This is a genomic window from Methylorubrum salsuginis (assembly GCF_900114375.1).
Lineage (GTDB): Bacteria > Pseudomonadota > Alphaproteobacteria > Rhizobiales > Beijerinckiaceae > Methylobacterium > Methylobacterium salsuginis.
Map to the genome: position 1 here is coordinate 372,808 of NZ_FOSV01000002.1, position 12,584 is coordinate 385,391.

Consider the following 12,584-nt stretch of genomic DNA (forward strand, 5'->3'; position numbering starts at 1 on the left):
CGCCTTCGCGCCGATCTGCCACCCGAACGCGTCGGGATTTTCAAAGCCATGGCCACACCGGATTTCGATCTCGGCGATATCAAGCGCCGCATGCAGGGCGCCATCGCCTCGCTCAGCAAGGATCTGGGCTCGCTGCGCACGGGGCGGGCGACGCCGAGCCTGGTCGAGCCGATCAACGTCGAAGCTTACGGATCGATGATGCCGATGGCGGGCGTCGCCACCGTCAGCGTGCCCGAGCCGCGCCTGCTCTCGATCTCGGTCTGGGACCGCTCGATGGTCACCGCCGTCGAGAAGGCGATCCGCGAATCCGACCTCGGCCTCAACCCGATGACCGAGGGCCAGACCATCCGCCTGCGCATCCCCGAGATGAACGAGCAGCGCCGCAAGGAGATGGTGAAGGTCGCCCACAAATATGCCGAGGAGGCCCGTATCGCCGTGCGCCACGTGCGCCGCGACGGTCTCGACATCCTCAAGAAGCTGGAGAAGGACGGCGCCATCAGCCAGGACGACGAGAAGCGTCAGGCCGGCGACGTGCAGAAGGCCACCGACGACGCCATCGCGGAAGTCGATCAGGTGCTGGCCGGCAAGGAAAAGGAAATCATGCAGGTCTGAGAACCTGTCTGATCGTTCGTAAGGGGTTCCCAAAGGGCAAGCCCTTTGGCGGGGTCTCGGGGCGCGGAGCCCCGAGATGGCTTCGCCGACCGGGGCTCCGCCCTGGACCCGCGAAAGGTCTTGGTCCTTTCGAAACCATGACGATACGGGGAGACGCGGGTGGTTCGCTCGGAGGGCGCGCGGCAGATCGGGGCGGATGCCGCCGCCGACGGGACGGCGCGCCAAGCCTCACCCGAAGCTCCCCGCCACGTCGCCATCATCATGGACGGCAACGGGCGCTGGGCCGCCCGCAAGGGGCTGCCCCGCTTCGAGGGCCATCGCCGCGGGGTCGAGGCGGTGCGCCGTGCGGTGCGCTCGGCGATCGAACTCGGTGTCGCCTACCTCACGATCTACAGCTTCTCCTCCGAGAACTGGCGCCGCCCGCCGACGGAGATCATGGAACTGATGGGCCTGCTGCGCCTGTTCGTGCGCGGCGACCTCGCCGACCTCCACGCCAACAACGTCCGCGTCCGGGTGATCGGCGAGCGCCAAAGCCTCTCCGCCGACATCGCCGCCCTGCTCGACGAGGCCGAGACGCGCACCCGCGACAACACCGGCCTCACGCTGGTCGTCGCGTTCAACTACGGCGGTCGCCAGGAGATCCTGCGCGCCGTCCAGCGCCTTGCCGCATCGGTTGCGGAAGGCCGGCTGCGCCCGGAAGACATCGATCTGCCGACGATCGCGGACGCCCTCGACACGGCCGGGATTCCCGATCCCGACCTCGTGATCCGCACCTCCGGCGAGCAGCGCCTGTCGAACTTCCTGACGTGGCAGACGGCTTACGCCGAGTACGTGATCGAGCCGGGCTTCTGGCCGGATTTCGACCACGCGGCCTTCGTGGCGGCGCTGACCGAGTATCATCGTCGCGACCGCCGCTTCGGCGGCCTCGGCAGCGGGGCCGGCTGATGGCGGAATCCCCACCCGTGCGGGCGGCGCGCTCGCCCTTTGCCACCCGCGAGTTCCGGCTTCGCACGGTCTCGGCCCTGGTGCTGGGCACGGCGGTGATCGGCACTTTGCTGATCGGCGGCTGGGCCTTCGCCCTGGTCTGGCTCATCGCCGGCACCGTCGGGGCCGCCGAGTGGCTGGCCATGACCCGCTCGGAGCCGTTGCTGCCGCTGCTCGGCGTCACCGGAGCGACGCTCGCCGGGCTCGCCGCCGCCGCGCTCCTCGGCGCGCCAGCCCTGACCTTCCTTCTCATTCTCATCGCCGGCTGCGTCGGCCTCGTCGTGCTGGGGCGCGGCATCACCCGGCGTAAGGCGGTCTGCGGTCTGCTGGGCGGCGCCGTCGTCGCGCTGGTGCCGACGCTGCTGCGGATCGACCCCGCCATCGGCCTCGTCGGCCCGGCCTGGATGTTCGCCGTGGTCTGGTCCACCGACATCCTGGCCTACATCACCGGCCGCCTCGTCGGCGGGCCGAAGCTGATGCCGCGGGTGAGCCCGAACAAGACCTGGTCGGGGGCGATCGGTGGGCTCACCGCCGGCATCGTCGCCGGCACCGTGACGGCGGCCATCGCCCGGGGCCACGGCTGGGACGCGCTGCCCGCCATCTCGCTGCCGGTCGTCGCTCTGTTCAGCGGGATCGCCTCGGTGCTCAGCCAGGGCGGCGACCTCGTCGAATCCTCGCTCAAGCGGCGCTACGGCGTGAAGGATTCCGGCCGCTCGATCCCCGGCCATGGCGGTGTCATGGACCGGCTCGACGGCTTCTTCGCCGTGGCGTTGCTGGCCGGCCTGTGCTTTGCCGTGATGCGGCTCACTGCCTGAGCGCCGGCCGCTATCCAAGGAACGTTTCTCGTGAGCCTCACCGTCACCGTCCTCGGCGCCACCGGATCGATCGGCCGCTCGACCACCGACCTGCTCGCCCAGCATGCCGGCCGCTTCCGCGTCGGCGCGCTGGTCGGCGGCAAGGATGCGGCGGCGCTCGCCAAGCTCGCCCTGGAGATGCGCCCCGACTTCGCCGCGCTCGCCGACGAGAGCGCCGGCCCGGCGCTCGCCGAGGCGCTGACGGGTTCCGGCATCCCCAACGGGGCGGGGGAGGACGCGGTGCTGGAGGCGGTCGCCCGCGAGGCCGACATCGTCGTCGCCGCGGTGAGCGGGGCGGCGGGCCTCAAGCCCACCCACGCGGCGCTCCGGCTCGGCCGCACGATCGCGCTCGCCAACAAGGAGAGCCTCGTCTGCGCTGGCGACGCCTTCATGCGCGATGCCGCCCGCTACGGCGCCAGAATCCTGCCGGTCGATTCCGAGCACAACGCGCTCGCGCAAGCGATGGGCGACGGCCGCGTCTCCGACATCGCCAAGATGACGCTCACGGCGTCCGGCGGCCCGTTCCGCACCTGGGCGCAGGAGCGCATCGCCGCCGCGAGCCCCGCCGAGGCCGCCGCCCATCCGACGTGGTCGATGGGCATGAAGATCAACATCGATTCCGCCTCGCTGATGAACAAGGGGCTGGAACTGATCGAGGCCCACCACCTCTTCGGCATTGAGGCGGCCCGGCTCGACGTGATCGTCCATCCGCAATCGATCGTGCACGGGCTGATCGCGTGGCGCGACGGCGCGGTCACCGCCGGCCTGGCCATGCCGGACATGCGGGTGCCGATCGCCCATTGCCTCGGCCTCGGCGACCGGCTGGAGATCGCCCGCGGGCGCCCGCTCGATCTCGCGACGACGGGCAGCCTCACCTTCGAGCCGGCTGACGAGGCCCGCTTCCCCTGCCTGCGCGTCGCCCGCGCGGCGCTGGCCGAGGGGGGCGCGGCCCCGACCGTGATGAACGCCGCCAACGAGATCGCGGTCGCAGCCTTCATCCGCGGCGCGATCCCCTTCTACGGCATCGCTGAACTGGTCGAGCGGGCCTGCGAGCGCTTCGCACCGGTCTATGTCCGCGCGCCCGAGGACGTCGAGGAAGCGCTGGCCATCGACGCAGAGGTCCGGGCCTGGAGCCTGGAGGCGGTCCCACAGGCGCGCGCCGCCGGTTAACCCTGGTTCGGGCTTGCCGGGGAGCGGCCGGCCGGGCCTGCAACGAAATAACCAAAAGCTCTCGCGCCGGGCCGCGCGGCGTGCGACGATCCGCGACTTGCGGCTCGGGGGGCCGCCCTGTCAGGGCGGAGACGAGACGATCGCGGCCAAAAGGGTGCCGGAATGGATTTCCTCAGCAGCATGGGCGGCAACGCGGCCGGTTTCTTCGGCGCGGTGATCCCGTTCCTGTTCGTGCTGACCATCGTGGTCTTCGTCCACGAGATGGGGCACTTCCTCGTCGGCCGCTGGTGCGGCGTCGGCGTCAACGCCTTCTCGATCGGCTTCGGGCCGGAACTCGTCGGCTTCAACGACCGGCGCGGTACCCGCTGGAAGCTGTGCGCGATCCCGCTCGGCGGCTACGTCAAGTTCGTGGGCGACGCCAACGGCGCCAGCGTGCCCGATCCCGAGGCCGTCGCCCGGATGAACCCGCACGAGCGCGCGATCAGCTTCCCGGCCCAGCCGGTGGCCAAGCGCGCCGCCATCGTCGCCGCCGGACCCATCGCCAACTTCATTCTGGCCATCGCGGTGTTCGCGGGCGCGATCTACCTCAACGGCCGCTACGAGACGCCGGCCCGCGTCGAGGCGGTTCAGCCCGGCAGTGCCGCCGAGCGCGCCGGCTTCCGGCCCGGCGACGTGATCCGCTCCATCGACGGGCAGGCCATCGCGACCTTCGGCGAGATGCAGCGCGTCGTCTCGGGGGCCGCCGGCTCCTCGCTCTCGGTCACCGTCGATCGGGGCGGCACGGAAACGACGCTGACGGCGGTGCCCGACAAGATCGAGGACCGCACCCCGTTCGGCCGCCACCGCTTCGGCCGGCTCGGCATCAACGGGCCGCGGGGCGATGCGGCCAAGCTCGTGCATTACGGCCCCTACGAGTCGCTCAAGCTCGGCGTCGCCGAGACCTACTTCGTGGTCGAGCGCACCTTCGACTATATCGGCAAGCTGGTGACGGGCCGCGAATCCGCCGACCAGCTCTCCGGGCCGATCGGCATCGCCCGCGTCTCGGGTGAGGTCGCCCGCGTCGGCGGCGTCGGCGGCCTGATCGGGCTGATCGCGCTGCTCTCGGTCTCGATCGGCCTGCTCAACCTGTTCCCGATCCCGCTGCTCGATGGCGGCCACCTGCTGTTCTACGCCTTCGAGGTGGTGCGCGGTCGCCCCCTGAGTGAGCGCGCCCAGGAAATCGGCTTCCGCATCGGCTTGGCCTTCGTGCTGATGCTGATGCTGTTCGCCGCCTGGAACGACATCCTCAATCTCGGTGCCTCCTTCAGCCGCGGAACCTAGAGCATCGGTCCGAAGGCCGGAAGCCGACTTTCGGGACGATGCTCCAGCGCAGCGCCCTCGCGGCAGCGCCACAAGGCCCGGTCCTTCGACCGGGCCTTTTTCGTGGATGAAGGCCCCACTTCCGATTCGAAGCCATGGTTAACAGGGTGTTGCGGTGATCCGGCTCCGCTCCGAAAAGCCGTGATCGGGGCCGCATTTACGCCCTATTCACCTTGATCCACGATCCTGTGGGCAAGTGCTGCGCCGTTAAGTGGCGCGAAGGCCACGACCCCCCAAAATCCCTTAACGGCGGACCTCCCCCGCGTTGCGTCGCAGGGGAATCCCGATACAAGCGTGGCTGGGACCAGAGGGCGGCCCGTCTCTGACAAGGACGGCGGCCCGCGGGTGCGAACCCGTGCTGAGATAAAAAGAGACGGGCGATTACATGATGTCGATGACGGGAAAGCGCCGGCGCAAGTCGGCGGAGCGGGCCATCGTTCTGGTCGCCACCGCCGCCGGTGTGATCCTCGGCGGTGAGGTCGCTCACGCCCAGCAGATCGTCGTTGAAGGCAACAAGCGGGTCGATTCCGGCACGATCCGCTCCTACGTCACCGGCACCGCCTCCGGTTCGCCCGAAGAGGCGCGGCGCAATCTCCTCTCCACCGGCCTCTTCTCCGACGTGCAGGTCTCGGCGCGCGGCGGCACGACCGTGGTGCGGGTGCGCGAGAACAGCATCGTCGGCCGTGTCTTCTTCGAGGGCAACAAGAAGGTCGAGAAGGCCACGCTCGAAGGCGTCGTCGAGTCGAAGGAGCGCGGCGCCCTCAGCCAGGCGGTCATCGCGGCCGATGTCGAGCGCATCCGCGACGTCTACAAGCGCTATGGCCGCGGCACCGCCAAGGTCAGCTACCGCCTCGTCGATCTCCCGAATGGCCGCTCCGACGTCGTCTTCACCATCGACGAGGGCGACAAGACCGGCATCCGCTCGATCAACTTCGTCGGCAACCGCGCCTATTCCGAATCGACGCTGCGTGGGCTGATGACCTCGACGCAGATGAACTTCCTGTCGTTCATCAAGACCTCCGACGTCTACGATCCGGACCGCATCGCGGCGGACGTGGAGCTGGTGCGTCGCTACTATCTCAAGAACGGCTATGCCGACTTCCGCGTCGTCAACGCCGATGCGCGCTACGTCGAGACCCCCGAGGATGCCGGCTGGGTCGTCACCATCACGGTGGACGAGGGTGAGCAATACACCGTCGGCGCCGTCGCCGTGGATCCGCGCATCCCCGGCGTCGACCGCGAGGCCCTCGACGGCGAGATCCGCGCCCGCGTCGGCGACGTCTACAACGCCGAGGACGTGGAGAAGTCGCTGGTCGGCGTGACCAACGAGGTCAACCGCCAGGGCCATCCCTTCGCGCAGGTGCGCCCCACCGGCCAGCGCGACCCGGCCACCCGTCAGGTCTCCCTCGGCTTCGTGGTCGAGGACGGCCCGCGCGTCTACGTCGAGCGCATCAATATCCGCGGCAACACCCGCACCCGCGACTACGTCATCCGCCGCGAGCTCGACCTCACCGAGGGCGATGCCTACAACCGCGTGCTGGTCGACCGCGCCGAGCGCCGCCTCAACGGCCTGGGCTTCTTCAAAAAGGTCCGCTTCTCCAACGAGCCGGGCTCCTCGCCCGACCGCGTGATCGTGAACATCGACGTTGAGGATCAGCCCACGGGCTCGTTCTCGGTGGCGGGCGGCTACTCCACCCAGGACGGCATCATCGGCGAGGTCTCGGTCTCCGAGTCCAACTTCCTCGGTCGCGGTCAGTACGTCCGCGTCGCCGCCCAGGGCGGCCAGTACGCCAAGGGCTTCGACTTCTCGTTCACGGAGCCGTACTTCCTCGGCTACCGCATGGCGGCCGGCTTCGACGCCTTCTACAAGTACTCGGACCTGACCCGCTACTCGCGCTACGAGACGACCGTCTACGGCGGCCAGCTCCGCGTCGGTCTACCGATCACCGAGGATTTCGGCGTCACCTTCCGCTACTCGCTCTACAACACCGAGCTGACGATCCCGAACACGGTCAAGCGGCCCTACAACGACTGCTCGATCCCGATCCCGGGCTATACGCAGCTGAACCCCGCCAATGCGGTCGATCCGACGACGGGTCGTTCCGTGGCCGGACTGCCGGCCTATCCGAACTGCGCTTATGACGGCGAGGCCTCGATCGCGCTCAAGGGCTCGACCGGCTCGACCCTCACCTCGCTCGCGGGCGTGACGCTGGCCTACTCGACGCTCGACAACCTGCAGCGGCCGACCAACGGCTTCTACGGCGAGCTGAAGCCCGACGTGGCCGGCATCGGCGGCGACTCCAAGTTCTTCCGCGTGACGGGCGACGCCCGTTACTACAAGGAACTCTGGGAGGACGTGATCGGCTTCGTCCGCCTCCAGGGCGGTCACATCTCGGCGCTCGACGGCAACCCGCTGCGCATCACCGACCAGTTCTTTCTCGGCCCGTCGTTGGTCCGCGGCTTCGCCCCGAACGGTCTCGGCCCGCGCGACGTCGGCAGCGCCGATGCCCGCTCCAACGCCATCGGCGGCACGACCTATGTCGGCGCCACGGTCGAAGTTCAGTTCCCGATCTGGGGTATCCCGAAGGATCTCGGCCTGAAGGGCGCGGTCTTCGCCGATGCCGGTACGCTGTTCGGCTATTCCGGCCGGCGCACCTTCAACGTGAACGGCGATGCCTTCATCAACGGTCAGGGGCCGACGGGCTGCACCTATTCCAGCTTCGGCGCGGGCGCGATCAACGTCGAGCCCGAATGCGTGAACGTCCGCGACAAGGCGACGATCCGTTCCTCGGTCGGTGCCTCGATCCTGTGGAACTCGCCGCTGGGCCCGATCCGCTTCGACTACGCCTACGCCCTGACCAAGGACGAGGGCATCAACAACGGCTTCGGCCGGGTCGGCAAGGACCAGCTCCAGGCGTTCCGCTTCTCCGGCGGCTCGCGCTTCTGATCCCATGACGCGGCGACCCTTGGCGGGCCGCCGCGTTATCGTCTCATGTCAGATCCCATCTTCATCACGCCGCAAGGCGGTCTGAGCCTCGGCGATGTCGCCGGGGCTTGCGGCGTTTCGCTGCCCGAGGGCGCCGATCCGTCCCGTCCCGTCACCGGCGCGGCCCCGCTCGAATCGGCGGGACCGTCCGAGATCGCCTACATGGACAACGCCCGCTACGGCGAGGCGCTCTCCGCCACCCGGGCGCTCGCCTGCCTCGTCTCGCCGCGCTTTGCCGCCCGCGTGCCCGAGGGCACGGTGGCGCTCGTGCTGCGCGATCCCTATCGCGCCTATGCCGGCCTGCTCGCCCGCCTCTACGGCGAGGCGATGCGGCCGGGCTCGCTGTTCGCCGCCGCCGGCATCTCTCCCGGCGCCCACATCCATCCGCAGGCCCGGCTGGAGGACGACGTCCGGATCGATCCCGGCGCCGTCGTGGGTCCCGGCGCCGAAATCGGCTCGGGCTCGGTGATCGGGCCCAACGCCGTGATCGGGCCGAATGTCCGGATCGGCCGCGACTGCTCGATCGGGGCGGGCAGCACGCTGACCCACGCGCTGGTGGGCAACCGTGTCATCGTTCACCCAGGCGCCCGCATCGGCCAGGACGGGTTCGGCTTCGCCATGGGGCCGGGCGGCCATCTCAAGGTGCCGCAGATCGGCCGGGTGATCGTCCAGGACGATGTCGAGATCGGCGCCAACACCACGATCGACCGGGGCGCCTCGCGCGACACGGTGATCGGGGAGGGCACCAAGATCGACAACCTCGTGCAGATCGCCCACAACGTGGTGATCGGCCGCCACTGCGTGATCGTCTCCGGCGTCGGCATCTCCGGCTCGACCACCTTGGAGGATTATGTCGTGCTCGGCGGGCAGGTCGGCGTCGTCGGCCACCTGCGCATCGGCATGGGCTCGCAGATCGCCGGCTCCTCAAACGTCAACCGCGACGTTCCGCCGGGCTCGCGCTGGGGCGGTACGCCGGCCAAGCCCGTGCGGGCATGGTTCCGCGAACTGACGACGCTCGCCCGCTTGGCCGAGCGCTCCGGCAGCGATTCCAAGGACGAAAAGTAGAGGTTCCCGAAGGACAAGTCCTTCGGCGGGGTGCAGGGGCAGAGCCCCTGCATGTCACTCTCTTCGCAGCAACCGATCGACGACGAGATCGGACCAGAACCCCGCGCGAAAGTCCCGCTTCAGCGCCTCCGGGTCGTAGCTGTGCTCGACCCAGTCCAGAAAGGTCTGGCCGCGCGGCTCGCCCTCGCGGAGATAGGCGGCGAAGAACGCATCGAGGATGCCGGTCTTGGCGAAGCGGAAATGGCCGTAGCGCGGCGAGAGCTGGCGCAGGGCCTCCCGCACCGGGCGGTCCTCGTGCAGGATCAGGAACAGGGCGGCGGCGAGCCCGGCCCGGTCCGCGCCGGATTTGCAATGCATCACCGCCGGGTACTCGATGCCGGCGAAGAAGGCCTTGGCGGCCATCAGGGTCTCGCGCGAGGGCGCTTCGCGGGAGCGCAGCACGAACTCGACCAGCCGCAGCCCCTGCCGCTCGCACGCCTCCCGCTGCAGCGGCCAGGAGCCGTGCTCGCGACCGCCGCGCAGGGAGACCACGGTGCGCACGCCCTGGCGCTTGAACCAGGCGAGCTGGTGGGGCGTCGGCTGGGCCGAGCGCCAGACGAGGCCGGTCCCGATGCGATGCCGGTTGAGATAGGCCAGCCGGAACACGCCGTGATCGACGAGCAGCATGTTCGCCCACGCCTTGGCGCGGGAGACGGGGCCGGCGATCGGCTTCTCGAACTTCGCGATGCGCGCCATGCGCCGCGCGTAGCGCGTCTCGGGGGGAAGGAAGCGGTTGAACACGGGACGCGGGGCTGGCCTGACGGAATGTCCGTCTAACAGGCTGCCATTCGGCCGACAACGCGAGCGGGTCCATCCCCCGTTTCCCGTTGCCGAACCGCGACCTTTGCCGGCATCATGCCAGGCAATTCCCTTAGCGGAGCCGGCCATGGCAACGAACACGGTGAGCATCCGCCGCGCCCGGTCCGCCGACGCGACCGGCCTCGCCGGCGTGTTCGACGCGTCCTGGCGCGAGGCCTATCAGGGCGTGATCCCCGGCGTCGCGCTGGAGCGCTTCCTGGCGCGGCGGGGCGGGGCGGCATGGCGGGCGATGATCGGTGGCGGGCGCGGCCTCGCCGTGGTGGAGTTCGGCGAGCGGATCGCGGGCTACGCCGCCTATGGCCGGGCCCGCGAGCGGACGATCCGGGCGGACGGCGAGATCGACGAACTCTACATCGCTCCCGAGTTCCAGGGGCTCGGCTTCGGCACGCGGCTGTTCCGGGCGGTGCGCAACGACCTGATCGACCGCGGGCTGACCCGCATCGGCGTCTGGGCGCTGGCCGACAATGCCCGCGCCTGCGCCTTCTACGAGAGGCTCGGCGGCGTGGCGGGACCGGAGGGGTTCGAGCGCGTCTCGGGCTTCAGCCTGCCGAAGACCGCCTACCTCTTCACCTGAAAGCTTTGGCGAGGCGGCAACGGCAAGGCGGCAACACTCGGCCGCTCCTGTCCGAACGGCCGATTTTCTTTCGCGCGCGCTCGCCCTAAGACAGCGAACCGTTGCCGTCCCCGACCGGGTCGGGCCGATGCGGCCGAAAATCTAGAAAGCAGACGCTATGGACATCAACGCCATCTCGATCGGCAAGACCCCGCCGCACGACGTCAACGTGATCATCGAGGTTCCGATCGGCGGCGAGCCGATCAAGTACGAGATGGATAAGGAGGCCGGCGCCCTCGTCGTCGATCGCTTCCTCTATACGGCGATGCATTACCCGGGCAATTACGGCTTCATCCCACACACCCTGTCGGGTGACGGCGACCCCTGCGACGTGCTGGTAGCCAACACCCGCGCCATCGCGCCGGGCGCGATCATCAGCGTGCGCCCCGTCGGCGTGCTGGTGATGGAGGACAATGCCGGCGAGGACGAGAAGATCATCGCCGTCCCCTCGCGCCACCTGACCAAGCGCTACGACCGGATCGAGAACTACACCGACCTGCCCGACATCACGCTGCACCAGATCCAGCACTTCTTCGAGCACTACAAGGATCTGGAGCCGGGCAAGTGGGTCAAGGTCGTCCGCTGGGGCGACAAGGACGAAGCCTACCGCCTGATCCTCGAAGGCATCGAGCGCGAGAAGGCCAACAAGACCAAGTGATTCCAGGTTTCGAAAGGACAAGTCCTTTCGTGGGTCCAGGGCGCAGCCCTGGACTCGAAGGGAAGCCGGGGCTCTGCCCCGGTGCCCCGGCGAAGGGATGATCCCCTTGCGATCCCGGACGTTTACAACGCTTCGCCGCGGAGCAGCCGGGGGCCTTGGGCCCGCCGGCCCGCGGCTTGGCCGATGAAGAAGTCCTTCAGGCCCGGCAGGCGGTCGACGAGGCCGAGGCCGAAGTCGCGGGTGAGCCGCAAGGGCAGGCTGTCGTTCGAGAACAGCCGGTTGAGCCCGTCGGTGGCCGCCGCCATCGCCACCGTGTCGAACCGGCGCGCCCGTTCGTAGGCCTTCAGCACGTCGTCGGTCCCCGGATCGAGCCCGAGCCGCAGGGCCTCCGTCACGGCCTCCGCCAAGGCCGCCGCTCCGGCAAGCCCGAGATTGAGCCCCTGGCCCGCCACCGGATGGATCACGTGGGCGGCGTCGCCCAGCAGCGCGAGGCGTGGCGCCCGGAAGCTGCGGGCGATGCCGAAGGCCAGCGGATGCGCTGAGGGGCCGTGTTCCAGGGCGATCCGCCCGAGCTCCGCCCCGAACCGCCGCTCGATCTCGGCCAGCGTCTCGGCCTCGTCCCCGCCCAGCAGCGCCGGCACGTCGGCGCTGCGCTCGGTCCAGACGATGGAGGAGCGGTGGCCGAGGTCGCCGCCGGCCTTGAGCGGCAGGATCGCGAACGGGCCGCTCGGCAGGAAATGCTCGAAGGCCCGGCCCTCGTGGTCGCGTTCGTGCCGGACCGTCGCGACGATGCCGGATTGCGGGTAGGACCAGCCGACCCAGCCGATCCCGGCCGCCTCGCGCAAGGCCGAGCGGGCGCCGTCCGCGGCCACCACGAGCGAAACCTTCTCGGAGGTGCCGTCGCCGAACGCGGCGCGGATGCCGCCAGCCTCCGGCACGGCCGCGCGCACGCCCTGCGACACCAGCCGCACCCCGGCCGCGCGGGCGGCCTCGAACAAAGCGGCGGCCATCGGCTCGGCCTCGACCATGTGGGCGAAGGGCTCGCCGTCGGGTGTCGCGTCGGCATCGTGGCCGAAGGTGAGGAAGACCGGCCGCACCGGATCACCCACGCGGCTGTCGCTGATGACGAGGCGGCGCATCGGCTCGGCCACGGGCGCGATGGCCTCCCAAAGGCCCAGCCGCTCCAGCATCCGCCGCGGCCCCGCCGCCACCGCATAGGCGCGCCCGCGATGGCGCGCGGCGCCGGCCGGCAGGCCGGGATCGCAGACCGCGAGGTCGAGGGCCGGGCCGTGCGCCCGTTTCAGCGCCACCGCCAGCGTCAGGCCGGGCAGGCCGGCGCCCGCGACGAGCAGGCTGCGGCTCCCGGAACGGCGACCCATCTCGCCCATCGGCGTCTCTCCTCAAGCGATACCGCTCTCCCATGCC

11 protein-coding genes are annotated in these 12,584 nt (G+C 69.9%); 9 read left to right on the forward strand and 2 right to left on the reverse strand.

The window, feature by feature from the left end; all coding sequences use genetic code 11:
* The first annotated feature begins 48 nt into the window (after window positions 1-48).
* From frr to lpxD, 7 genes are all read left to right on the forward strand, one after another.
* Entirely contained in the window at window positions 49-612 is a 564-nt protein-coding gene (gene frr / locus BM140_RS04455; RefSeq protein ID WP_091942389.1) for a ribosome recycling factor, read from the forward strand.
* 159 nt (window positions 613-771) lie between these two features.
* Window positions 772-1,557 carry an isoprenyl transferase gene (locus BM140_RS04460; protein ID WP_091942390.1) on the forward strand — a complete coding sequence of 262 codons (786 nt, stop codon included), beginning with the start codon at window positions 772-774 and terminating at the stop codon, window positions 1,555-1,557.
* Window positions 1,557-2,411, forward strand: a complete 855-nt coding sequence (locus tag BM140_RS04465; RefSeq protein WP_091942391.1) for a phosphatidate cytidylyltransferase — start codon at window positions 1,557-1,559, stop codon at window positions 2,409-2,411. The genes BM140_RS04460 and BM140_RS04465 overlap by 1 nt, the downstream gene beginning before the upstream one ends.
* A gap of 30 nt (window positions 2,412-2,441) precedes the next feature.
* Window positions 2,442-3,620, forward strand: coding sequence for a 1-deoxy-D-xylulose-5-phosphate reductoisomerase (gene dxr / locus BM140_RS04470; protein WP_091942393.1), 1,179 nt, complete (start codon window positions 2,442-2,444; stop codon window positions 3,618-3,620).
* 162 nt (window positions 3,621-3,782) lie between these two features.
* Complete coding sequence (rseP, locus tag BM140_RS04475; protein ID WP_091942395.1) at window positions 3,783-4,940, forward strand: RIP metalloprotease RseP; 1,158 nt, start codon at window positions 3,783-3,785, stop codon at window positions 4,938-4,940.
* 424 nt (window positions 4,941-5,364) lie between these two features.
* Window positions 5,365-7,926: an outer membrane protein assembly factor BamA gene (gene bamA / locus BM140_RS04480; protein ID WP_091942397.1), complete on the forward strand. Its 2,562-nt coding sequence runs from the start codon at window positions 5,365-5,367 to the stop codon at window positions 7,924-7,926.
* Window positions 7,927-7,971: 45 nt separating this feature from the next.
* Window positions 7,972-9,030 carry a UDP-3-O-(3-hydroxymyristoyl)glucosamine N-acyltransferase gene (lpxD, locus tag BM140_RS04485; protein ID WP_091942399.1) on the forward strand — a complete coding sequence of 353 codons (1,059 nt, stop codon included), beginning with the start codon at window positions 7,972-7,974 and terminating at the stop codon, window positions 9,028-9,030.
* Window positions 9,031-9,084: 54 nt separating this feature from the next.
* Here lpxD and BM140_RS04490 read toward each other — a convergent pair whose 3' ends face one another.
* A complete protein-coding gene (locus BM140_RS04490; protein ID WP_091942401.1) occupies window positions 9,085-9,810 on the reverse strand; it encodes a fused DSP-PTPase phosphatase/NAD kinase-like protein in 726 nt (241 codons plus the stop codon).
* Window positions 9,811-9,955: 145 nt separating this feature from the next.
* Between BM140_RS04490 and BM140_RS04495 the strand changes: the two genes are divergently transcribed.
* Together BM140_RS04495 and ppa are read left to right on the forward strand one after the other, a co-directional pair.
* Window positions 9,956-10,462, forward strand: coding sequence for a GNAT family N-acetyltransferase (locus BM140_RS04495; protein ID WP_091942403.1), 507 nt, complete (start codon window positions 9,956-9,958; stop codon window positions 10,460-10,462).
* 157 nt (window positions 10,463-10,619) lie between these two features.
* The gene (gene ppa / locus BM140_RS04500) at window positions 10,620-11,159 is read left to right on the forward strand and encodes an inorganic diphosphatase (protein ID WP_091942405.1); all 540 of its coding nucleotides are present in this window, start codon (window positions 10,620-10,622) and stop codon (window positions 11,157-11,159) included.
* A 122-nt stretch (window positions 11,160-11,281) separates the two neighbouring features.
* Here the strand turns inward: ppa and BM140_RS04505 are convergent, their stop codons facing one another.
* Entirely contained in the window at window positions 11,282-12,547 is a 1,266-nt protein-coding gene (locus BM140_RS04505; protein WP_207549425.1) for an FAD-dependent monooxygenase, read from the reverse strand.
* Between the last annotated feature and the right edge of the window lie 37 nt (window positions 12,548-12,584).

Excerpts from the sequence above, each read along its gene's own strand:
- frr (WP_091942389.1), top strand. The coding sequence starts at position 49 with ATGGCCACACCGGATTTCGATCTCGGCGATATCAAGCGCCGCATGCAG.
- BM140_RS04465 (WP_091942391.1), top strand. The coding sequence starts at position 1,557 with ATGGCGGAATCCCCACCCGTGCGGGCGGCGCGCTCGCCCTTTGCCACC.
- rseP (WP_091942395.1), top strand. The coding sequence starts at position 3,783 with ATGGATTTCCTCAGCAGCATGGGCGGCAACGCGGCCGGTTTCTTCGGC.
- bamA (WP_091942397.1), top strand. The coding sequence starts at position 5,365 with ATGATGTCGATGACGGGAAAGCGCCGGCGCAAGTCGGCGGAGCGGGCC.
- lpxD (WP_091942399.1), top strand. The coding sequence starts at position 7,972 with ATGTCAGATCCCATCTTCATCACGCCGCAAGGCGGTCTGAGCCTCGGC.
- BM140_RS04495 (WP_091942403.1), top strand. The coding sequence starts at position 9,956 with ATGGCAACGAACACGGTGAGCATCCGCCGCGCCCGGTCCGCCGACGCG.
- ppa (WP_091942405.1), top strand. The coding sequence starts at position 10,620 with ATGGACATCAACGCCATCTCGATCGGCAAGACCCCGCCGCACGACGTC.
- BM140_RS04505 (WP_207549425.1), bottom strand. The coding sequence starts at position 12,547 with ATGGGCGAGATGGGTCGCCGTTCCGGGAGCCGCAGCCTGCTCGTCGCG.